The organism is Morganella sp. TYF_1 (assembly GCF_043105645.1).
GTDB classification, from domain to species: Bacteria; Pseudomonadota; Gammaproteobacteria; order Enterobacterales; family Enterobacteriaceae; genus Morganella; species Morganella morganii_B.
In genome coordinates this window covers 172,502-193,741 of sequence record NZ_JBICLU010000018.1, presented here as the reverse complement: position 1 = coordinate 193,741, position 21,240 = coordinate 172,502, and the positions used below count along the sequence as shown (strand labels likewise).

At 50.2% G+C, this 21,240-nt stretch carries 19 protein-coding genes and 1 tRNA gene; 12 read left to right on the top strand and 8 right to left on the bottom strand.

Features of this window, described 5'->3' with window-relative positions; all coding sequences use genetic code 11:
• Window positions 1-39: 39 nt before the first annotated feature.
• Both ACF8OF_RS10175 and ACF8OF_RS10170 read left to right on the top strand, forming a co-directional pair.
• On the top strand, window positions 40-2,094 hold the full coding sequence (locus ACF8OF_RS10175) for an McrB family protein (RefSeq protein ID WP_392496504.1): 2,055 nt from the start codon (window positions 40-42) through the stop codon (window positions 2,092-2,094).
• Entirely contained in the window at window positions 2,094-3,437 is a 1,344-nt protein-coding gene (locus ACF8OF_RS10170; RefSeq protein ID WP_392496502.1) for an McrC family protein, read from the top strand. The genes ACF8OF_RS10175 and ACF8OF_RS10170 overlap by 1 nt, the downstream gene beginning before the upstream one ends.
• Window positions 3,438-3,489: 52 nt before the next feature.
• On the opposite strand, the gene ACF8OF_RS10165 is transcribed toward ACF8OF_RS10170, so the two are convergent.
• The 4 genes from ACF8OF_RS10165 to rpsU form a co-directional block, all read right to left on the bottom strand.
• Window positions 3,490-3,566 (bottom strand) — tRNA-Ile (locus tag ACF8OF_RS10165).
• Window positions 3,567-3,768: 202 nt separating this feature from the next.
• Complete coding sequence (gene rpoD / locus ACF8OF_RS10160) at window positions 3,769-5,667, bottom strand: RNA polymerase sigma factor RpoD (protein WP_223302412.1); 1,899 nt, start codon at window positions 5,665-5,667, stop codon at window positions 3,769-3,771.
• A gap of 136 nt (window positions 5,668-5,803) precedes the next feature.
• Window positions 5,804-7,540, bottom strand: coding sequence for a DNA primase (gene dnaG, locus ACF8OF_RS10155; protein WP_392496620.1), 1,737 nt, complete (start codon window positions 7,538-7,540; stop codon window positions 5,804-5,806).
• 111 nt (window positions 7,541-7,651) lie between these two features.
• Window positions 7,652-7,867 carry a 30S ribosomal protein S21 gene (gene rpsU, locus ACF8OF_RS10150; RefSeq protein WP_004240446.1) on the bottom strand — a complete coding sequence of 72 codons (216 nt, stop codon included), beginning with the start codon at window positions 7,865-7,867 and terminating at the stop codon, window positions 7,652-7,654.
• A gap of 449 nt (window positions 7,868-8,316) precedes the next feature.
• Between rpsU and tsaD the strand changes: the two genes are divergently transcribed.
• Entirely contained in the window at window positions 8,317-9,336 is a 1,020-nt protein-coding gene (gene tsaD / locus ACF8OF_RS10145) for a tRNA (adenosine(37)-N6)-threonylcarbamoyltransferase complex transferase subunit TsaD (RefSeq protein ID WP_218426618.1), read from the top strand.
• 35 nt (window positions 9,337-9,371) lie between these two features.
• Here the strand turns inward: tsaD and plsY are convergent, their stop codons facing one another.
• On the bottom strand, window positions 9,372-10,028 hold the full coding sequence (plsY, locus tag ACF8OF_RS10140; RefSeq protein WP_004240442.1) for a glycerol-3-phosphate 1-O-acyltransferase PlsY: 657 nt from the start codon (window positions 10,026-10,028) through the stop codon (window positions 9,372-9,374).
• Window positions 10,029-10,136: 108 nt separating this feature from the next.
• On the opposite strand from plsY, the gene folB reads away from it, so the two are divergent.
• The 7 genes from folB to yedF all read left to right on the top strand — a co-directional run bounded on the left by folB (window position 10,137) and on the right by yedF (window position 16,811).
• Window positions 10,137-10,490, top strand: coding sequence for a bifunctional dihydroneopterin aldolase/7,8-dihydroneopterin epimerase (gene folB / locus ACF8OF_RS10135; protein ID WP_262882014.1), 354 nt, complete (start codon window positions 10,137-10,139; stop codon window positions 10,488-10,490).
• Window positions 10,491-10,634: 144 nt separating this feature from the next.
• Window positions 10,635-11,456 (top strand): undecaprenyl-diphosphate phosphatase, encoded by an 822-nt coding sequence (gene bacA, locus ACF8OF_RS10130; RefSeq protein ID WP_262859055.1) that lies wholly within the window; start codon window positions 10,635-10,637, stop codon window positions 11,454-11,456.
• Window positions 11,457-11,713: 257 nt separating this feature from the next.
• Window positions 11,714-12,745 carry a hydrogenase nickel incorporation protein HypB gene (hypB, locus tag ACF8OF_RS10125; protein WP_392496497.1) on the top strand — a complete coding sequence of 344 codons (1,032 nt, stop codon included), beginning with the start codon at window positions 11,714-11,716 and terminating at the stop codon, window positions 12,743-12,745.
• 9 nt (window positions 12,746-12,754) lie between these two features.
• Window positions 12,755-13,885, top strand: coding sequence for a hydrogenase formation protein HypD (gene hypD, locus ACF8OF_RS10120; RefSeq protein WP_279797864.1), 1,131 nt, complete (start codon window positions 12,755-12,757; stop codon window positions 13,883-13,885).
• Window position 13,886: 1 nt separating this feature from the next.
• Window positions 13,887-14,906 (top strand): hydrogenase expression/formation protein HypE, encoded by a 1,020-nt coding sequence (hypE, locus tag ACF8OF_RS10115; protein WP_392496495.1) that lies wholly within the window; start codon window positions 13,887-13,889, stop codon window positions 14,904-14,906.
• Between the two features lie 437 nt (window positions 14,907-15,343).
• On the top strand, window positions 15,344-16,555 hold the full coding sequence (yedE, locus tag ACF8OF_RS10110) for a selenium metabolism membrane protein YedE/FdhT (protein ID WP_392496493.1): 1,212 nt from the start codon (window positions 15,344-15,346) through the stop codon (window positions 16,553-16,555).
• A gap of 10 nt (window positions 16,556-16,565) precedes the next feature.
• On the top strand, window positions 16,566-16,811 hold the full coding sequence (gene yedF / locus ACF8OF_RS10105) for a sulfurtransferase-like selenium metabolism protein YedF (RefSeq protein WP_045137999.1): 246 nt from the start codon (window positions 16,566-16,568) through the stop codon (window positions 16,809-16,811).
• A gap of 35 nt (window positions 16,812-16,846) precedes the next feature.
• Here yedF and ACF8OF_RS10100 read toward each other — a convergent pair whose 3' ends face one another.
• On the bottom strand, window positions 16,847-17,476 hold the full coding sequence (locus ACF8OF_RS10100) for a TetR/AcrR family transcriptional regulator (RefSeq protein ID WP_392496492.1): 630 nt from the start codon (window positions 17,474-17,476) through the stop codon (window positions 16,847-16,849).
• Between the two features lie 87 nt (window positions 17,477-17,563).
• Here ACF8OF_RS10100 and ACF8OF_RS10095 point away from each other — a divergent pair, with 87 nt between their 5' ends.
• On the top strand, window positions 17,564-18,268 hold the full coding sequence (locus ACF8OF_RS10095) for a DAPG hydrolase family protein (RefSeq protein ID WP_392496490.1): 705 nt from the start codon (window positions 17,564-17,566) through the stop codon (window positions 18,266-18,268).
• A 50-nt stretch (window positions 18,269-18,318) separates the two neighbouring features.
• Here the strand turns inward: ACF8OF_RS10095 and rdgC are convergent, their stop codons facing one another.
• A complete protein-coding gene (gene rdgC, locus ACF8OF_RS10090; RefSeq protein ID WP_025151776.1) occupies window positions 18,319-19,227 on the bottom strand; it encodes a recombination-associated protein RdgC in 909 nt (302 codons plus the stop codon).
• A 179-nt stretch (window positions 19,228-19,406) separates the two neighbouring features.
• On the opposite strand from rdgC, the gene mak reads away from it, so the two are divergent.
• Window positions 19,407-20,315, top strand: a complete 909-nt coding sequence (gene mak, locus ACF8OF_RS10085; RefSeq protein ID WP_274371570.1) for a fructokinase — start codon at window positions 19,407-19,409, stop codon at window positions 20,313-20,315.
• A 135-nt stretch (window positions 20,316-20,450) separates the two neighbouring features.
• Here the strand turns inward: mak and ACF8OF_RS10080 are convergent, their stop codons facing one another.
• Window positions 20,451-21,053, bottom strand: a complete 603-nt coding sequence (locus ACF8OF_RS10080) for a nitroreductase family protein (RefSeq protein WP_274371569.1) — start codon at window positions 21,051-21,053, stop codon at window positions 20,451-20,453.
• Window positions 21,054-21,240 lie beyond the last annotated feature (187 nt).

The window sequence follows — 21,240 nt, the reverse complement described above, 5'->3', positions numbered from 1 at the left end:
TATCTGATAAGCAGATGGTCGTTTATGACAGGACAAAATATGGATCTGACATCAAAGAATTTGGATGAATTTTTACGGGACAGAATGAATGCCAATAAGAATAGTAAGTGGGGAAAATCTTACCGGGAATTAGTCGAACGGGTTAAAAGAGAATCTCCCGATTTTTCTGATGGTATTATCCGCGAGATTTGGTACACCCGCGGAAATGGTGTCGCCAGTCTGAACCAGGGCGGAATGTCCAAAGAGGAATTTGATAATGCGCAACACGAGTTACGTGAATTAACCAAAACGATTTCGTCGGGATGCAATCAGGATGTTCTCGGAAAGGCATACCAGCAGATACGAAGTTTAGTGAAAAGCCATGTTCTCCGGAAACATTACTGGGCACTCTGTCACCGGGCATTTGCTGCATTCTACCCTGATAAACTGAGTTCGGTTATTAATGAGTCGGCATTTTCTAAAGTTTATTTTTTCCTTAATAACCGGTTTGAATTGGGATTATCAAAAGATAACGGGAACTGGCTGGAGAGAAATATCTGGCTGAAAACAGTGTTGAATAATGCACTGGATAATAATGCCGATGATGTTGAGCTTAATATGTCATTGTGGTATCTGTATGAAGATATTGAAGCTAATAATAACAGTATTCGTGATACTTCGGCTGAAATTATCGACGAAGAGATCGCCACAGAATATGAAAATGGACGTGATTACAGTATTCCGAAAAACCAAATTTTGTATGGCCCGCCGGGAACGGGAAAAACGTACAAAACCATTGAACTTGCCGTTCAGGCCTGTGAACCTGAAAAATATACAAAGTTAACCGGATTTAAAGGAAAACAGTTCAGGGAACCATTGAAAAAGTTGTACGATGAACTTATTGATCAAAAACGTATTCGTTTTGTAACATTTCATCAAAGCTTTGGATATGAAGAGTTTATTGAAGGTTTACGGGCTGAAACAAATAATGGCAATGTCAGTTATGAAATAAAACCCGGTATTTTTCGACAGATTTGTGACGATGCATTGTTAGGGCAGGGCGATTCTGGTAACCGGCCTGAACTTGAGAGTGCCATCGAAAAATTTAAAAAAAAATGTACTGAAGATGACGGTGTTGATCTAAAAACTGCTACTGGTAAAGGGTTCCGTGTCAGGTATACAAACAATACCACATTCCGGGTATACCCGGATGCGAATGAAAAATTAGAGTATGGATATCCTGCATCTATAAAGCATATTATTAGTCTTTATTATCACAATGAAGCAGGAATTTATAACTTGCCGTATGTCAAGGGTATCCTTAGTTATCTGATTAGAACATACAATATTGCACCTGCGGTAAAATCAATTCCTGATGGGAAAAAACAAAATTATGTTCTTATTATTGATGAAATAAACCGGGGGAATATTGCAAAAATTTTCGGTGAACTGATTACGCTGATTGAATCTTCAAAGCGTCTCGGAGAACGGGAAGCTCTGACGGTAAATCTTCCGTATTCATCGGATACTTTCGGAGTACCTAATAACCTGTATCTAATAGGCACGATGAATACGGCGGACCGTTCACTGACTACTCTGGATACTGCATTACGCCGCCGGTTTGAGTTTACGCCATTATTACCGGATAGTGAGGCTCTGGGCAATACCGATATTATGGGCGTTAATCTTTCACGGTTACTCGGGACGTTAAATCGCCGTATCCGGGTATTGTATGACAGTGAGCATACGTTGGGGCATGCTTATTTTATCCCTGTTATTCAATTGAAAGAAACACAGGAAGAGGCATTTAAGATTCTTCAGCGAGTGATGAAAAATAAAGTTCTTCCGTTGCTGGAAGAGTATTTTTATAACGATTGGGATAAAATACGGTTGGTACTCGGTGATAATCAGAAAAAGGATGATTCATTACGTTTTGTTCGCCAGGTCAGTGAACAACAGAATCTCATTGAGCTGTTTGGTCAGGATGTTCCGGATGAGCTTGATGAAGCCGGGATGAGCTTTCAGTTATGTTCTGACGATGATGCAGTGTGGAATAATCCTTTGGCATATCAGCAAATTTATGATCCTGAAGCGTTAAATAATGAGAATAACTGATGCCAAAAGGTAAGGTAATTACACTTTTTGAACATGGATATCTTGTCAGCGAACGGGATAAAGATAAGGCAAACTATGCCAGGTCGCTGCCTGAACCGGCTTTTCGATGGCTCGAACAACGTTGCCTGAAAGATAAGGATACGGTTGACCAGCGGCTGCTGACACTTTGTGTACGGGCAGGTGTTAAGGTTTTACAGGTAAAAAACTATGTAGGTGTTCTCGCTTTGCCGAAAGGTATCCGCATTGAAATTTTACCAAAAACAGGGAAGAAGGATCCTGATGCCGGCCTGTCCCGCACTCAGTTGCTGATGATGCTGCGTACATTGAAAACATTTCGCTGTATTGCCAGCACAGATACATTCATATCCACATCAAAAATGACATTACCGGATATTTTTGTTGGCCAGTTTATTCGTAGTCTTCAGATATTACTCAAAAAGGGAATTAAAAGTGATTACCTCCGGCAAAGTAAAAATAGTGCCTGGCTTAAAGGTAAATTACTGGTCAGTAAGCAGATAAAAGCAAACAGTATTCGGCGTGATCGTTTTTTTGTTGAATATGATGAATACCGTGTTGAACGCATGGAAAATAGGATATTGAAAACTGCGGTTGAAAAAGTATACGACGAAGTTTACAGCCCTCAGCTGCGTCTGGGATTGCGTAAATTTCGTGACTTATTTGAAGCAGTTCCGATGATAAGTGATCCGGCAATTGCGTTCAGAAGTTTGGTACCTGACAGGCATATGCAGCATTATGCACTTCCACTCGAGTGGGCAAAACTGATCTTAAGCGGAAACTCACCTCACTGCATGAGTGGGAATGCTGAGGCTGTATCATTGCTATTTCCGGCAGAAGCTGTTTTTGAGGCATTTATTTCACAGTGGATGAGACATCATATGAGTGATGATTGGGGAATAAAATGTCAGGCCAGACAACATTCACTTACTTATTATAATGATAAGAATTTTTTTCAGCTCAGACCGGATATATTATTGGTACCAAAACCGCATACACAGGATTTACCACAGATATGTGATGCAAAATGGAAAATCATCAGCTCTGAAGATGGCGGGATAAAAAAGGCCGGGTTATCACAAGGTGATTTTTATCAGATGTATGCCTATGGTATGAAATATCTGAACGGAAAAGGAAATATTTTTTTGATTTACCCTGCTCATGAAGGTTTTAAAAAACCATACCAATCTTCATTCATGTTTAATTCTGAACTGCGACTATGGGTTGTACCTTTTGATCTGAAAAAGAGTATTCAGGATTCCGGTAAGATACTGCGACAGCATTTTGCAGAGATTTCAAAATCAGCGGGTGCTGAAAGAATCGTTTAAAATGGTATAAAAAAGGACTCAGATAATTTTTTATCTGAGTCCCTGATAAATCTGGTGGCCCCTACTGGACTTGAACCAGTGACCAAGCGATTATGAGTCGCGTGCTCTAACCAACTGAGCTAAGGGGCCGAGTGAGGATGATTATACTGCCTGTTTCCGGCGGGGTCTAGCATTTCTTGTCTATCTGACTGTTTTATGAGCGGAATATTGACTTCGGAAAATGATTGATGTGCGGTGATTGTGTAAATGAATGACTGTGTGTCCGGTAATGGGTCAGCATAAAAAAGGCGCCGTTAAACGGCGCCTGATAATGCTCTGATCCTGAAGCGGATTATTCGTCGAGGAAGCTGCGTAACACTTCAGAACGGCTCGGGTGGCGCAGTTTGCGCAGTGCCTTCGCTTCGATCTGACGGATACGTTCGCGGGTAACGTCAAACTGTTTACCCACTTCTTCCAGCGTGTGGTCAGTATTCATATCAATACCGAAACGCATACGCAGCACTTTCGCTTCACGCGGGGTCAGGCCGGCCAGCACTTCGTGAGTCGCGGAACGCAGGCTCTCTGAGGTGGCTGAATCCAGCGGCAGCTCGAGGGTGGTATCCTCGATGAAATCCCCTAAGTGCGAATCTTCATCATCACCAATCGGCGTTTCCATTGAGATTGGCTCTTTGGCGATTTTCAGCACTTTGCGGATCTTATCTTCCGGCATCAGCATCCGCTCTGCCAGTTCTTCCGGTGACGGCTCACGGCCCATCTCCTGAAGCATCTGACGGGAGATACGGTTGAGTTTGTTGATAGTCTCAATCATATGAACCGGGATACGGATAGTACGCGCCTGGTCCGCGATAGAGCGGGTAATCGCCTGACGGATCCACCAGGTGGCATAGGTCGAGAACTTATAACCACGACGGTATTCAAATTTATCAACCGCTTTCATCAGACCGATGTTACCTTCCTGAATCAGATCCAGGAACTGCAGGCCACGGTTGGTGTATTTTTTCGCGATAGAGATAACCAGACGTAAGTTCGCCTCAACCATCTCTTTTTTCGCACGGCGGGCTTTCGCTTCACCGATAGACATGCGGCGGTTAATATCTTTGACCTGTTCAATGGTCAGGCCGGTTTCTTCTTCAATCTGACGCAGGCGTTGCAGGCTGCGTTCAACTTCTTCCGCGACATCCTGCAGCTTTTCAGACCACGGTTTGTTCATCGCGACAGCAGCCGTAAACCAGGAATCACTGGTTTCATTGCCGGTGAACAGGGTGATGAAGTTTTTCTTCGGCATTTTGCTCTGCTCAACGCAGAGTTTCATGATGTAGCGTTCCTGCTGACGGACACGATCCATCATTTCACGCATGTTGTTGACCAGATGGTCAAACTGCTTCGGAACTAAACGGAACTCTTTGAAAACTTCAGAGAGCTGCTGGATTTCCGCATTGGTGTTCGGGTGGTCGCGGCCGTGAATTTTAATCTGCTGACGCGCTTTTTCATGCTGCACACGCAGCGCTTCGAATTTCTGACGAGCCAGTTCAGGATCGATGCTGTTATCGTCATCGCTGTCACTGTCATCCTCTTCTTCTTCGTCTTCGTCGTCGTCATCTTTGTTTAATTCTTCGGCCGGCAGCTCAGAACCGATGTTGGTTGCGGTTGGTGCCAGATCTTCTTCCGCGTTCGGGTCAACGAAGCCGGTAATCAGGTCAGAAAGACGGACTTCGCCTGCTTCAACGCGGTCGTACTGATCGAGTAAATACGTGATTGCCTCAGGATATTCAGCAACGGAACACTGAACCTGATTGATGCCATCTTCGATGCGCTTGGCAATGTCAATTTCGCCTTCGCGGGTCAACAGTTCTACCGTCCCCATCTCACGCATATACATGCGCACAGGGTCAGTGGTCCGGCCAATTTCCGATTCTACACTTGAGAGGACTTGTGCTGCAGCTTCGGCTGCATCATCATCGGTGTCTGTTGAATTCTCTGCCAGCATCAGATCATCAGCATCAGGTGCTTCTTCCATTACCTGAATGCCCATGTCATTGATCATCTGGATAATATCTTCGATCTGATCAGAATCGACGATATCTTCAGGCAGATGGTCATTGACTTCAGCATAGGTCAGATAGCCTTGCTCCTTACCACGGGTGACAAGAAGTTTCAGCTGTGACTGCGGGTTTTGCTCCATAAGACGGTATCCACACTTCTGAGTATTTAGGTTTGTGTTGGTCGGCAAAACAACTTAGCCAGCAACAATAACAATCAAGGATTTCTTTTCTTCGGCCATGAACCTTGGTGACATGGCATGCAGGGCTGTTCCTGCTGTCTGCGGCACTTAAGCCGTTATATTCATCATCGTTTAATAATAATACTTATTGCCGGACCCGTACGAGAAGACTCACTTCATTGCGCTCTTCCGGGGTCAGACCTTCTGTCCGCTCTTTGGCGATCAGGAAGTTAAATCTGTCATTGAGTGCAGATACCACCAGATGATTTAAAGCATCTTTGAAGGTTTTTTCTGCTATCTCATCTATCTCTATATCGTTCCATCCGGCCAGTTTTTCAAGCTGTGGCGCTAATTTATTATCACGGTAGTGTTCCAGTAACTGACCGGTGGTCAGCCCGGGTTGTGATAAACAGGTATCAATCAGCTCCCTGAATAATGAAAAACCGGCAATACGGCTGGTATCAATGGATTCCAGCGGCGGCACTAATTGTGCAAACTGCGGATTCTGTACCAGCAGGGCAATCAGGATCCGCATAGTGGTCGGTTTCAGTTTCGGGGCCTGATAACCGGGACTGTTTTCACTCTGGCGAACCGCCTGTTTGAGCTGCGTGATATCCGGTAATCCGAGTAAATTGCCCAGATCCTGCAATAAAAACGCCTGTTGGGCTTCACCCGGCACGCGGCTTATCAGTGGCATCGCCAGGGCATTCAGCTTGCTGCGCCCCTCCGGGGTGCTCATATCCACCTGGCGCAGCAGGGTATCGAACAGAAACTGAGACAGACTGTGTGCCTCATTCTGCCGCTGCTCGAAGGCTTCACGGCCTTCGCGGCGTACCAGTGAATCCGGGTCATCACCATCCGGTAAAAACATAAAACGCAACTGCCGCCCGTCATTAAGATGAGGAAGGGCCGTTTCGAGTGCCCGCCAGGCGGCTTCGCGTCCGGCGCGGTCTCCGTCATAACAACAAATTATGGTATCAGATGTCCGATAGAGCAACTGTATGTGCTCTGTCGTTGTCGATGTCCCGAGTGAGGCCACCGCATAATCAATACCGAATTGTGCCAGGGCAACCACATCCATATAGCCTTCCACCACAAGGATGCGGGACAGTTCGCGGTTATTCTGCTGTGCTTCATACAGCCCGAATAACTGACGACCCTTATGAAAAATATCGGTTTCCGGTGAGTTCAGGTATTTCGGCATCGCATCATCGAGGACACGTCCGCCGAAAGCAATTACCCGGCCGCGCCGGTCACGGATAGGAAACATCACGCGTTCCCGGAAGCGGTCATAGCAGCGGCCGTTATCATTGACCACTAACATGCCGGCATCCAGTAACTGCTGACGATCATCCTCGCTGCGGGCAAAGCGTTTGAGGACGTTGTCCCATCCGGCGGGGGCATAGCCGATAGCAAACCGGCTGATAATGTCCTGACTCAGGCCCCTGCGGTTCAGGTATTCACGGGCATGCACGGCGTTATCGGCCTGTAATGCATGGCGGTAAAAGCTGTCCAGTTTTTCCATCAGCTGATACAAATTCTGGCGCTGATGTTTTTCTATCTGACTGCTGCCGCTTCCGGTTTCATAAGGAACATCCAGCCCGTGCATTGCTGCTAATTCTTCGATCGCCTCGACAAACTCGAGCCGGTCATAATTAATTAAAAAATCAATAGCATTGCCGTGGGCACCACAGCCGAAGCAGTGGTAAAACTGTTTATCGCTGCTGACTGTAAAAGAGGGAGTTTTTTCGTTGTGGAAAGGACAACACGCCTGGTGATTTTTACCGTGTTTTTTCAGCGGCACCCTGACATCGATAAGATCGATGATATCGGTTCTCGCTAATAAGTCGTTGATAAATGTGCGTGGAATGCGCCCGGCCATAACCCCTTTTTCGCCTGTCTGATAACGATAATAAGCCGCGCTTCCTTCCGGAAACACGGCCATTAACTGCAACTACTGCGGTCTGACTAAGTTGCGGCGCGGCCGCAGCGATTAGTACAGACGAGTGCGACGTGCGTTTTCGCGAGCCAGTTTCTTAGCGTGACGCTTAACAGCAGATGCTTTAGCGCGTTTACGTACAGTCGTTGGTTTTTCATAAAACTCACGACGACGTACTTCAGCTAATACGCCTGCTTTTTCGCAGGAACGTTTGAAACGACGCAGTGCAACGTCAAATGGCTCGTTTTCACGTACTTTAATTACCGGCATGTGCCTCTCACCTCAATAAATAGGTCTGTACTGGCGTTATGCCAGTTGTCTTTAAAATGGTGCGGAATTTTACTTCAATGTGACCCACGTTGTAAAGTGCTGTGGATAATCAGACAAAGAAATACCCCGGATTTGGTCCGGTGTTACCGCCGGGACCGGATCCGCACACCCGACAGGGGTTTTACAGAGGGTGCAGATTATAGCGGATACGCGGTGATTTGTCAGCAACAGAAATCCGTTATGCAGGGGAAAAGTGTGTGGATAACTGTGTTCATCCTGTGAATAAGCGGTTTTTGCTGAATAAAAATACGGCAGAAAAGCCCCGTATTTCACCTTAATACCTGTCAGCACGCCATTATGGTGATACACTGCACTCTTTGCGGAGACGGATGTGCTTCCTGCTGTCCGCCACCAGTCCCGTCAGTTTTTGTTCCAGCGAGTTAAGTCCCATGCGAGTGTTAGGCATTGAAACGTCCTGCGATGAAACCGGAATCGCAATTTATGATGATGAAGCCGGTTTGCTGGCTAATCAGTTATACAGCCAGATCAAAGTCCACGCGGATTACGGCGGCGTGGTGCCGGAACTGGCATCCCGTGACCATATCCGGAAAACGGTGCCGCTGATCCAGGCAGCACTGAAAGAGGCCGGTCTGACGGCACAGGATATTGATGCGGTGGCCTATACCGCAGGACCGGGGCTGGTCGGGGCGCTGATGGTCGGGGCAACAGTCGGCCGTGCGCTGGCATTTTCCTGGGGAGTTCCGGCGGTGCCGGTTCACCATATGGAAGGCCATCTGCTGGCACCGATGCTGGAAGAACATCAGCCGGAATTTCCGTTTGTCGCGCTGCTGGTATCCGGCGGTCACACGCAGTTAATCAGCGTGACCGGTATCGGTGAATACACGCTGCTGGGTGAATCTATCGATGATGCAGCCGGGGAAGCCTTTGATAAAACAGCCAAATTACTGGGGCTGGATTATCCGGGCGGGCCTGCACTGTCACGCATGGCAGCTCAGGGCACGCCGGGTCGTTTTACCTTCCCGCGTCCGATGACCGACCGGCCGGGGCTCGATTTCAGCTTCTCCGGGCTGAAAACCTTTGCTGCCAATACCATTCGTCAGAATGATGATTCAGACCAGACCAAAGCAGATATCGCCCGTGCTTTTGAAGATGCGGTGGTGGATACGCTGGTAATCAAATGCAAACGCGCGCTGGAGCAGACCGGTTTTAAACGGCTGGTGATGGCAGGCGGGGTGAGTGCAAACCGCACACTGCGTGAACGCATGGCGCAGACACTGCAAAAACTGGGCGGAGAGGCATTCTATGCCCGTCCTGAGCTGTGTACGGATAACGGTGCGATGATTGCACTGGCCGGGATGATCCGCTTCAAAGGCGGCATGCGCAGTGAGTTAGGGGTGACCGTCCGTCCGCGCTGGCCGCTGGCTGAGTTACCGCCGCCGGACAAATAATCTCCGGACACAAAAAAGGCGCTTCAGCGCCTTTTTTAATCCTCTTTTTCCTGCTCTTTCGCTTCCTGGATTATCTCTTTATCCGTTTTGGCCCGCTTTTTCTTCAGCTTCTGCCAGATGCGGCTTTCCTGCCCGCGCCACAACCGCTGGATATTGTCATGATGGCGGATCAGCACCAGACAGGAGAGCATGGCAACCGGGAAGGTAAACTCCGGTTTGAACCACCAGACATAAAACGGTGCCACCAGCGCACTGACAATCGCGCCTAATGATGAGTAACCACTCAACAGCACGGTCAGCAGCCAGGTGCCGGCAACCAGTCCGGTCAGATCCCATCCGATGGCGGCAATCGAACCAAATGCCGTTGCCACGCCTTTTCCGCCTTTAAAGTGGAAAAATACCGGATAAATATGGCCTAAACAGGCAGCAATGGCGATAATGCCGAGGTAAAAATACGGTATTTGCAGGAGGTAGGCGAGCCAGACCGGCAGCATACCCTTGAGAACGTCGCAGATAAGGACACCGGCAGCGGCCAGTTTGCCGCCGATGCGCAGCACGTTGGTCGCCCCCGGGTTTCCGGAGCCGTGATGCCGCGGATCCGGCAGTCCCGCAAGACGACAGATCAGGATCGCACTGGAAATTGATCCCAGCAGATAAGCGAAGATGATCATACCAAGCGCGATTCCACTCATGCTTCTCTCCTGACAGACGGTAAATTACAGTTATTGGCCTCCATGGATAATACGCATATTTCATGGGAAGTGATATCCGATGAGCATAAAAAAACGGGGTAATTGCGGATGGATGTTGTTTTTATTAAGAAACTTGTTGTTTTTACAACGATTGGTGCTTACGACTGGGAAAAGGATATTACGCAGAAATTAGTGCTCGATATCGAAATGCACTGGGATAACAAACGCGCATCTGAGAGTGACGATGTGGAACATTGTCTCGATTATGCCAGTGTCAGCACCGCTATTCTGGATTATGTACAGACAAGAGCGTTCGCGCTGGTGGAACGTGTGGCGGAAGAAGTGGCGTCATTATTGCTGACAGAGTTCGCTACACCGTGGGTGCGTATTCGTGTGGCTAAACCGGGGGCGGTGGCGCAGGCGGAAGAAGTGGGTGTTATTATTGAACGACGTGCGGCCTGATATTGTCATAATGCCGTCAGCGGAACTGTCATAAAAGCGCTGAGGGTGTCATGAAATTGTCACACTTACGTCATATGCTGTCCTCCGTATCCGGCATTCCCGCGTCCGGGAGTGCCTTATTTTATCTGCCATACAGGGCGTTATATGGGCGATATCACAAGTTTACTACATGCATTGATTCTCGGGGTTGTTGAAGGGTTAACCGAATTCCTGCCGGTGTCATCAACCGGTCATATGATTATTGTTGCTGAGCTTATCGGCTTTACCGGCGATAAAGCAAAAACGTTTGAAGTGGTTATTCAGCTCGGTTCCATCCTGGCGGTGGTTTTCCTGTTCTGGCGGCGGATGTTTGCGCTTATCGGCATTCACTTCGGCCGGGTTCCCCATGAAGGACAGACGCAGGGAAAACTGAATTTACTCCATATTATTATTGCTATGTTACCGGCGGTGGTTCTTGGTTTACTGCTGCGGGATCAGATCAAGTCCCTGTTTAACCCGGTGAATGTGATGTACGCGCTGGTCGCGGGCGGTATCCTGCTGATTGTGGCGGAAGTCTTTAAGCCGAAGAAGGTGCAGGCCACAGGTCTTGATGATATCAGCTACCGTCAGGCGTTTGCTATCGGTTGTTTCCAGTGCCTGGCACTGTGGCCGGGATTCTCCCGCTCGGGTGCCACCATTTCCGGCGGTATGCTGATGGGGATCAACCGTTACACCGCATCAGAATTTTCCTTTATTCTGGCGGTACCGATGATGATGGGCGCGACAGCGCTGGATCTGTACAAGAGCTGGCATTTCCTGGGCAGTTCAGATATCCCGATGTTTGCGGTTGGTTTCCTGGCGGCGTTTATTGTGGCGCTGATTGCCATGAAAACCTTCCTGTCACTGATTAAACGTATCTCCTTTATTCCGTTTGCTATCTACCGCTTTATTGTGGCTGCAGCCGTTTACGTGGTCTTTGTCCACTGAGTTTCGCGTAAACACATCACTCTTTGCGCAGGGAAAATCCATCTGACCTGCGCAAAGTCAAAGCGGGCACTCCGCAGATTTGCTACTAATATAATTAATAACGGATACATAAAAGCCGGTAATGGTTTACCGGCTTTTATGTGTAATATTTTATTTATGTTGACTGCCCGACACAGCGTGATCAGATGCTCCGCACCTGTCACGAGTCTGACCACAATGCCGCGCCGGAGCCAATAAATCGAGCAGGAGTCAGGATTATGTGCAGCACATGCGGTTGCAGCGAAGGAAACGTGCAGATTGAAGGTCACAGCCACGATCACCATGATCACCATCATCATGACCATGACAACCATTCCCGCCCTATCATTATTCATCACCACCACTACCATCATAACGGCGATGTAAATCACTACTATTATGACGGTCGTGAAGTCGGTGAAGAGCATGAGCACGCACATGCTCACGATCATCATCATTCACATGAGCATGAACATGCGCACGACCACGGTCATGACCACGACCACGCAGCGGCCTTTGCGCCGGTAATTGATAAAGACAATATGCATTACGGGATGGGCGAAGCGGGCACACACGCGCCGGGCCTGACCCAGAAACGGATGGTGCAGATTGAAATGGGGGTGCTGGATAAAAACAACCAAATCGCCGTCCATAACCGCGAGCATTTACAGGAGCAGGGCATTTTGGCGCTGAACCTGGTGTCCAGCCCCGGCTCCGGCAAAACCACATTACTGACCCGCACACTCAATTACCTGAAAGACAAAGTCCCTTGTGCCGTGATTGAAGGGGATCAGCAAACCACCAATGATGCTGAGCGGATCCGCGCAACCGGCGTACCGGCGATTCAGGTCAATACCGGCAAAGGGTGTCATCTGGATGCACAAATGGTGCATGACGCTATGCATCACCTCGGACTGAAAGATAACAGTCTGTTATTTATCGAAAACGTCGGCAACCTGGTCTGTCCGGCCGGTTTTGATCTGGGTGAACAGCATAAGGTAGCGATTCTGTCAGTGACAGAAGGTGAAGATAAGCCACTGAAATACCCGCATATGTTTGCTGCCGCAGACCTGATGCTGATTAACAAAATCGACCTGCTGCCGTATGTGAACGTCAATATTGAAGCCTGTGTGAATGCGGCACGCCGTGTGAATCCGGATATCGATGTCATTGTTCTGTCAGCCACTACCGGTGAAGGAATGGATGAGTGGGTTGCCTGGTTGCAGGATCGCCTGAGTAAGGTGAAGCAGCAGCGCAGTACGGCGGAATAAGGGATGTCTATGCGTTTTGTTGATGAGTTCCGTGATCCGGCACTGGCAGAAAAACTGCTGGCGCAGATCCGGGAAGAGATGGCCTCATGGCCGCATCCGCTGAAACAGCCGTTACAGATTATGGAAGTGTGCGGCGGTCATACGCACGCCATTTTTAAATTCGGGCTGGATAAACTGCTGCCCGATTCCGTGGAATTTGTTCACGGGCCGGGCTGCCCGGTCTGTGTGCTGCCGATGGGGCGTATTGATGCCTGTCTGGAAATCGCGGCCCGTCCGGGGGTGATTTTCTGTACATTCGGGGATGCCATGCGCGTTCCCGGTCGCGGCGGTTCACTGCTGGATGCCCGCCGTCACGGCAGCGACATCCGCATTGTCTATTCCCCGCTGGATGCGCTGACCATTGCCCGTGATAATCCGGACAAAGAGGTTGTTTTCTTCGGACTGGGGTTTGAAACCACCATGCCGGGCACGGCGGCGACCTTACAGCTGGCGAAAAAAAACGGACTGAAAAACTTCACCGTTTTTTGTCAGCACATCACGATTATCCCGACGTTGCGCACACTGCTGGAGCAGAAAGATGTGTTTATCGACGGCTTTATCGCGCCGGGGCACGTCAGTATGGTGATTGGCTGCACGCCGTATCAGCCGCTGTGTGATGAATTCGCCAAACCGTTTGTGGTGACCGGCTTTGAGCCGCTGGATCTGCTGACAGCTATTCTGATGGTTATCCGCCAGCTGAAGAAACAGGCACAGGATAACCACGCGCCGATGGCGGTGGAAAATCAGTACAGCCGCATTGTGCCGGAGCAGGGAAATCTGCTGGCACAGAAAGCACTGGCGGAAGTCTTTGAACTGAAAGCCAGCAGTGAGTGGCGCGGGCTCGGTAATATCGCGGACTCGGGCATTCAGCTGACCCCGGCTTACCATGAATTTGATGCTGAACGCCGCTTCCGGCCGCAGCCACAGTCTGTTGCTGATAACCCGCAGGCGCGTTGCGGGGATGTATTAACCGGTCGCTGCAAACCGGCGGACTGCCCGCTGTTCGGCAACGCATGCACACCGGAAACAGCACTCGGCGCACTGATGGTCTCCTCTGAAGGGGCTTGCGCAGCGTATTATCAGTACCGGCGCGGAGAATAATATGAAACCCATTACTGAAATCACCCTGGCCCAGGGCAACGGCGGACAGGGAATGCAGCAACTGATTGACTCCCTGTTTTTGCAGGCATTTTCCAACCCGTATCTGAATGAAAAAGAAGATCAGGCACGAATACCGCTGGCGGAATTACAGGCCGCCGGTGATCGCCTGGCGTTCAGTACCGACAGCTATGTGATTGATCCGATTATCTTTCCCGGCGGCAATATCGGCAAACTGGCGGTATGCGGCACGGCGAATGATCTGTCTGTCGGCGGCGCAATTCCGCGCTATCTCTCCTGCGGATTTATCCTTGAGGAAGGGCTGTCGTTTGAGATCCTCTCTCAGCTGGTTAACAGCATGGCAGAAACCGCAAAAGCGAATGGCATTCAGATTGTGACCGGTGATACCAAAGTGGTGCCGCGCGGTGCGGCAGACAAAGTGTTTATCAATACCGCCGGTATCGGTGTGATCCCGCACCGGCTGAACTGGGCTGCGGCACGGTGCCGTCCGGGGGACAAAATTATTGTCAGTGGTACATTGGGTGACCACGGTGCGGCGATCCTCAATCTGCGCGAAAACCTCGGGCTGGATGCGGATCTGCGCAGCGACTGCGCAGTGCTGGAACCGATGCTCGCACCGCTGCGGGCAATCGACGGCGTCAGAGCTGTCCGTGATGCCACCCGTGGCGGCGTCACCGCTATCCTGCATGAGTTTGCCGATGCTTCACAGTGCGGTATGAATATTGAAGAACAGAAACTGCCGCTGAAAACCGCCGTACGCGGTGTGTGCGAACTGCTGGGGCTGGAGGCACTCAATTTTGCCAATGAAGGTAAAGTGGTGATTGTCACAGCTCCGGAAGCTGAAGCTGCGGTGCTGGCAGCCCTCCGTAACAGCCCGCTGGGTCAGGACGCCTGTACCATCGGGCAGGTAACAGAAGCAAAACAGGTGAAGGTACAGGGGATTTTCGGCGCAACGAGGTTGCTGGATCTTCCGTATAACGAGCCTCTGCCCCGCATCTGCTGAATCTGCGAATCTGCGTCATCCTTCGCTCCACAGACGCGTTGGCTGCATAAAAATCCCCGGGTCACATACTGGTGTATGCTCCCCGGGGATTTTTCTTTGCCGCCTTCCTGTGAAACGAATGATTTAGCAGATTCATTTTTCTGATTTCTTGTTTTCCTGTTTTTTCTGAGTTGAAGTACATGAGGGGTTAACCGGCAAAAAAGGAAAGCGTAAAGCGCCATGGATGTGTCAGCGTCTTTCCGGTTTGCTGGTTATTCCCTGCTCCCCGGTGGTGAAAAATGGACATCCGTATTTCTGCGAATCAAAAAAAAATATTAATAAGCTAATTATCTCAACAGGAGTATGATTCTCCGGTGGATCACATATAACGATCCTACTGGTACACACGTACTCCGACATCGATTCCCGACGCTGTCGGGATTTTTTTTGGTAAAAAAATGAACTGGTCTACATTTAAATCAACGTATCTTGTCAGGTTCTGGCAGCCGTTGCCCGCAGTGATCGCCGCCGGCATCTTATCCGCTTACTACTTCGGATTAACAGGCACATTCTGGGCGGTCACCGGAGAGTTTACGCGCTGGGGCGGACACATTCTGCAACTGTTCGGCGCTCATCCGGAAAACTGGGGGTATTTTAAGGTGATCGGTTTGCAGGGCTCGCCCCTGGATCGTATCGACGGCATGATGATTATCGGTATGTTTGCCGGTTGTATCGCCGCTGCCTTATGGGCTAACAACGTCAAAATCCGCCTTCCGCAACATAAAATCCGTATCTGGCAAGCCGTTATCGGCGGTATTATTGCCGGGTTCGGGGCGCGTCTTGCAATGGGGTGTAACCTGGCGGCGTTCTTTACCGGTATCCCGCAATTTTCCCTGCATGCTTGGTTCTTTGCACTGGCAACCGCCGCAGGCTCTTACTTCGGCGCAAAATTCACACTGCTGCCGATGTTCCGCATTCCGGTCAAACTGCAAAAAGTCAGCAAAGCCTCGCCGCTGACACAGGATTTGCAACGGGCGAAACGCCGTTTTCGTCTCGGTATGCTGATCTTCCTGCTGTGTGTCACCTGGTCTCTGTTCACGCTGTTTAAATCCCCGAAACTGGGTATGGCGATGCTGTTCGGTATCGGATTTGGTCTGCTGATTGAACGGGCGCAAATCTGCTTTACCTCCGCATTCCGTGATGTCTGGATCACCGGGCGTACCCAGATGGCAAAAGCCATTATCCTCGGTATGGCCGTCAGTGCTATCGGCATCTACAGCTATGTACAACTGGGCGCAGAGCCGAAAATATTCTGGGCAGGCCCTAACGCCGTGATCGGCGGGTTGCTGTTCGGCTTTGGTATTGTGCTGGCAGGGGGTTGTGAAACCGGCTGGATGTACCGTGCCGTGGAAGGTCAGGTGCACTTCTGGTGGGTCGGTCTGGGCAATATTATCGGCGCGACGATCCTGGCCTATTACTGGGATTCCGTGGCACCGTGGCTGGCGACTGACTACGACAAAGTCAACCTGCTGGATACCTTCGGCCCGGCCGGTGGTCTGCTGGTGACTTACGGATTACTCGCTTTTGCCTTTGTCCTGTTACTGATGTGGGAGAAGTGCTTCTTCCGCCGGAAAAACCAGGCTGACGCTGTCGCCTCTGCTGCACACTAAGGAGCACACCATGAATACCGAAAATACTGCAATTGTGCCGGATTACCGGCTGGATATGGTTGGTGAGCCGTGCCCGTATCCGGCAGTGGCAACCCTTGAAGCCATGCCGTCACTGAAATCCGGGGAGATCCTCGAAGTGGTGAGTGACTGTCCGCAATCCATCAATAATATTCCGCTGGATGCCAAAAACCATGGCTATACCGTGTTATCCATCCAGCAGGACGGGCCGACAATCCGCTATCTGATACAGAAATAATGCGGTTCCGGACACCGGTTACCCGCCGGTGTCCGTCAGCGTTTCAGTAATGCCACCGCAGCACGGATCCGCGCCTGTACAGGGTAATCCGGTGCCGGTGGTGCCAGTTTCAGGGCAATCTGGCGCAGCGGCTCTGCCATCACCATCGATAACAGCAAATCACTGGTTTGTGCTGCATCCGGCAGCGGCAGGAAGTCCCGATGGCGGGACAGCCATTCCGTCAGCAGCGCACGTCCGCGCTCAATTCCGCCTGCCTGATAGCGGGTCAGTAATAACTCCCGGCCGGGAAATTCACTGCTCAGTAAACAAAATAATCCCGCCGCCTCAGCACTCAGCACCTTGTGGCTCATGATGGTCAGGTTATTTTCAAGCAGCTGATAAAAATCATCTTTAGTCTTTGCGTCCTGCATAAACAGCGGCACAAAGGAATCCGTCCAGCCGCGCACTATCTGCTCTGCCAAATCTTCGCGGTTATCAGCGAACCGGTACAGCGTCTTTTTGGAGACCCCCGCCTGTTTTGCTACCGCATCCATCGTCATCGCGGTATACCCCTGTGATAACAACAAACTAAGTGATGCCTCCCGGATTTTCGCAATAAGTTCTTCTTCCGGGACAACCGGGCGTCCCCGTCCGCGGGATTCTGTGGCAGGTTCATGATTAGCCATACGTGCGATCCTCAATTGACAAATGTCCGTGGCGGGACAATATTAATTAGGAAACGAAAATCGTTTCTTAATTATGGAGTATACGATATGTCAGCGAAAAAGCAAAACTTACCGTGGGCACTGAGTGATATTAATCAGTTATTATCCCCGGAGCCACTGAGAATGGAAATGGGGCTGGAACGCAGCGAAGAGGGGTTGCTGACCGTCTCTGTCAGAACTGATCTGCACGGTTGTAAAGGGCGGATGCTGGAGTGGTGGTTCACATTTTTTGAAACCACACAACATATCCGCTGGTGGCATCCGCATGATCATGTGGCACATCACGGCTGGGATTCAGTCTGGAAAAAAGGGGAGAGTTATATCGGGGCAACAATCCGTGCGGTTGAGTCTCTCGGGCCGATCCCGCCGGTCGGGGCGACACTGAAATTCAATGATGCACTGGATTTCTTTGATGCGGATAAACTGGCCGCTGCGCGGCAGACTCATCAGATTTCCGGTGCTGTCTGCGCCCATATCGGGTTCGGGGATGATGTGAAAACCGATTCCCCGGGTTACCCGATCGACGGAAAAATGCTGCATATCACTTATGATACTGAGTTCGGATGTGTGTTACGCAGCCGGTTTTTACTCGGGGCGTCATTGGCGGATCCGCTGACGGAATTGCCGGATGAGATTGGTTTTGGGCTGATGAAGCACTGCTATAACGAGTTTACTTACTTGTCCCGTTTTCTGCCGTCACTCTATTACGGCGAGCACGGTAACGATGAAAAAGCTCCGCTGCCGTGGGCATAACAGCGGGTGTCTGCGGGAGCCTGTTGCCGGGCTTCCCGCAGATCGTGTTTTCAGCGCTCCGCTTCACCGCCGAGGGCGGCAATGGTGTTGCTGATCAGCGCACTCAGTTCGCCGGTCATCAGAATAAAATCAGCATCAAACCGCTGAGCAAAATCCTCGCGGTCGATATCTTCATTTTTGTCTTTTAAATCATCACTGTATTTCAGGCGTTTAAAGGAACCGTCATCAGACATCAGGAACTGAATACGCTCTTCCCAGTCCAGTGCCAGTTTGGTAACACATTTTCCGGCTTCAATGCAGGTGGCGATTTCGTCTGAGACCAGATCCTGTTTCTTACAGCGGATCACGCCACCGTCTTCCAGAATGGCTTTCAGTTCAGCTTCTTCCATCAGGGCAAAACCGGTTGGTAAATCACCGGAACGCACCCATTCGGTCAGCGTCAGTTCAATCGGGTCTTTGGTGGTCAGCGGGATCACCGGCAGAGAGCCGAGTGTTTTACGCAGCAAGGCAAGGTTATCTTCCGCCCGTTTGGCACTGGCGGCATCGACGATAATCAGGCCGCGTTCCGCATCGATCCAGATGGCGGTCTGGCTGAAACGGCTGAAGGCACGCGGCAGCAGCGCGTGAACCACTTCATCTTTCAGGGAATCTTTTTCCGTTTTCTTCAGTTTGCGGTGCTGCTCATGTTCCAGCTTTTCAATTTTCGCCTGTAATTCTTGTTTAATCACCGGCGATGGCAGCATTTTTTCTTCTTTTTTGGCACAGATAAGGATCTGTTTACCGGCAGCGTGGGTCAGTGCATCACCCCGGGAGCCCATCGGCGAAACCCAGCCGGTTTTCATCATATCCTGACTGCCGCACGGCGTGAATGCCATGTGTTCCAGCTGTTTTTCCAGTTCATCGGCAGACAGCGGAAACGGTGAGCTAAGGCGGTAAACGAGTATATTTTTAAACCACATCGGACAGTCCTGTTTTATGATGCGCGGTCATTGCGCGGTGAGATTTGCATCCCGCTATGATAGCGGATCTTGCCGCGTTGCTCTAATGCCTTCGCGCGGAAACTTGATTGTCAGGCCGCTGCCCTGCATTATCAGAGACATGAAAGACAGAGCGTAACTCCACAGCAGAAGGGGACAGTATGCGGATCGGTATTGATTTGGGCGGCACCAAAATTGAAGTGATTGCACTCAGTAATGAGGGGCAGGAATTATTCCGTAAACGGACGGATACGCCGCGTTTTGATTATCAGCAGACATTACAGGCGATTGCCGGGCTGGTTCACGATGCAGAAACCGCCACCGGAGAGACCGGCACTGTCGGAGTGGGGATCCCGGGAACACTGTCGCCGGTCACCGGACGGGTAAAAAATGCCAACTCGGTCTGGCTTAATGGTCAGCCGTTTGATGCGGATCTCAGTGCATTGCTGAAACGGGAAGTCAGGGTCGCTAATGATGCCAACTGCCTGGCGGTCTCCGAAGCGGTTGATGGCGCAGGCGCCGGGTTTCCGGTCGTTTTCGCGGTGATTATCGGCACCGGCTGCGGTGCGGGGATTGCCCTGAACGGGCAGGTTCACAGCGGTGGTAACGGTGTGGCCGGGGAGTGGGGGCATAACCCGCTGCCGTGGCAGGATGACGCCGACCGGCTGTTTAAAGGCATGGCAGATTGCTATTGCGGTAAACAGGGCTGTACCGAATTGTTTATCTCCGGCACTGGTTTTATGGCTGATTATACCGCGCTGACCGGCGAGGTCTGCAAAGGTGCGGAGATCATCCGCCGCTTGTCGCAGGGGGATTTACCGGCTGAACAGGTGATGGTGAATTATGAGCAGCGGCTGGCAAAAGCGCTCGGTCAGGTCGTGAATATGCTGGACCCGGATGTGATTGTGCTGGGCGGCGGCATGAGTAATGTCGATCGTCTGTATCAGACGGTACCGGCGCTGATGCGATCCCGTGTTTTCGGTGGTGAGTGCGATACGCCGATCCGCAAAGCGGTGCATGGCGACTCCAGTGGTGTCCGTGGTGCGGCGTGGCTGTGGCCGAAAGCCTGATAAAAAAAGCCCGCACAAGGCGGGCAAGGCATATTTTAACACGATAACAGAAGGTAATTGCGGCGCTTTATGACAGGTAAAGCGCCTGATGCGTCCGGGAACAGCTGCGCTTAATGCGCCGCTGAGTCCGGAAGATTAGTTGAAGATTCTGAAGCGACTTTCATCATCGATAAAGGCTTTTTCACCGGCTTCCTGTTCAATGGAACCGAACACTAACTGTGCGCGCAGTTTCCAGTCAGCCGGGATATCCCAGGCTTTGCTGACCTGCTCATCAATCACCGGATTATAGTGTTGCAGGGATGCACCGATATTTTCTTCAGACAGTGCTGTCCAGACAGCAAACTGTGCGATACCGCTGGCCTGTTCAGACCAGATCGGGAAGTTATCCGCATACAGTGCGAATTGTTCCTGTAAGCCTTTGACAACGGACTGGTCTTCAAAGAATAAGACAGTACCGGCACCGGACAGGAAGGCATTATCAATTTTGCTTTCAGTGGCGGCGAATGCGTCTGCCGGTACAATGGCGCGCAGTGCATCTTTGACGATGTTCCACAGTTTTTTGTGGTTCTCACCAAACAGTACCACGACACGTGATGATTGTGAGTTAAATGCAGTCGGACTGTGTTTCACGGCTTCTTTGATGAGAGCAGCGATACGATCCTGAGAAACAGGCAGATTATTACCAAGGCTATAAATTGTTCTGCGTTTTTTAATTAACTCGATAAATGAATTAGACATGTTACTCTCCGTTAAATTTTTTGTCGGAAAAACCGGTTTCCGCGCTCTCTTCAGTTCATGATGAACAGCATATAAGCAATGAATCAAAAAACATACCGAAAATATTTAACCTTATGTTTCAAAAAATTCGGCCAACAGAAAAATTCCCAATAAATATCATTGAATTAATCATTGTGTACTGACGGCG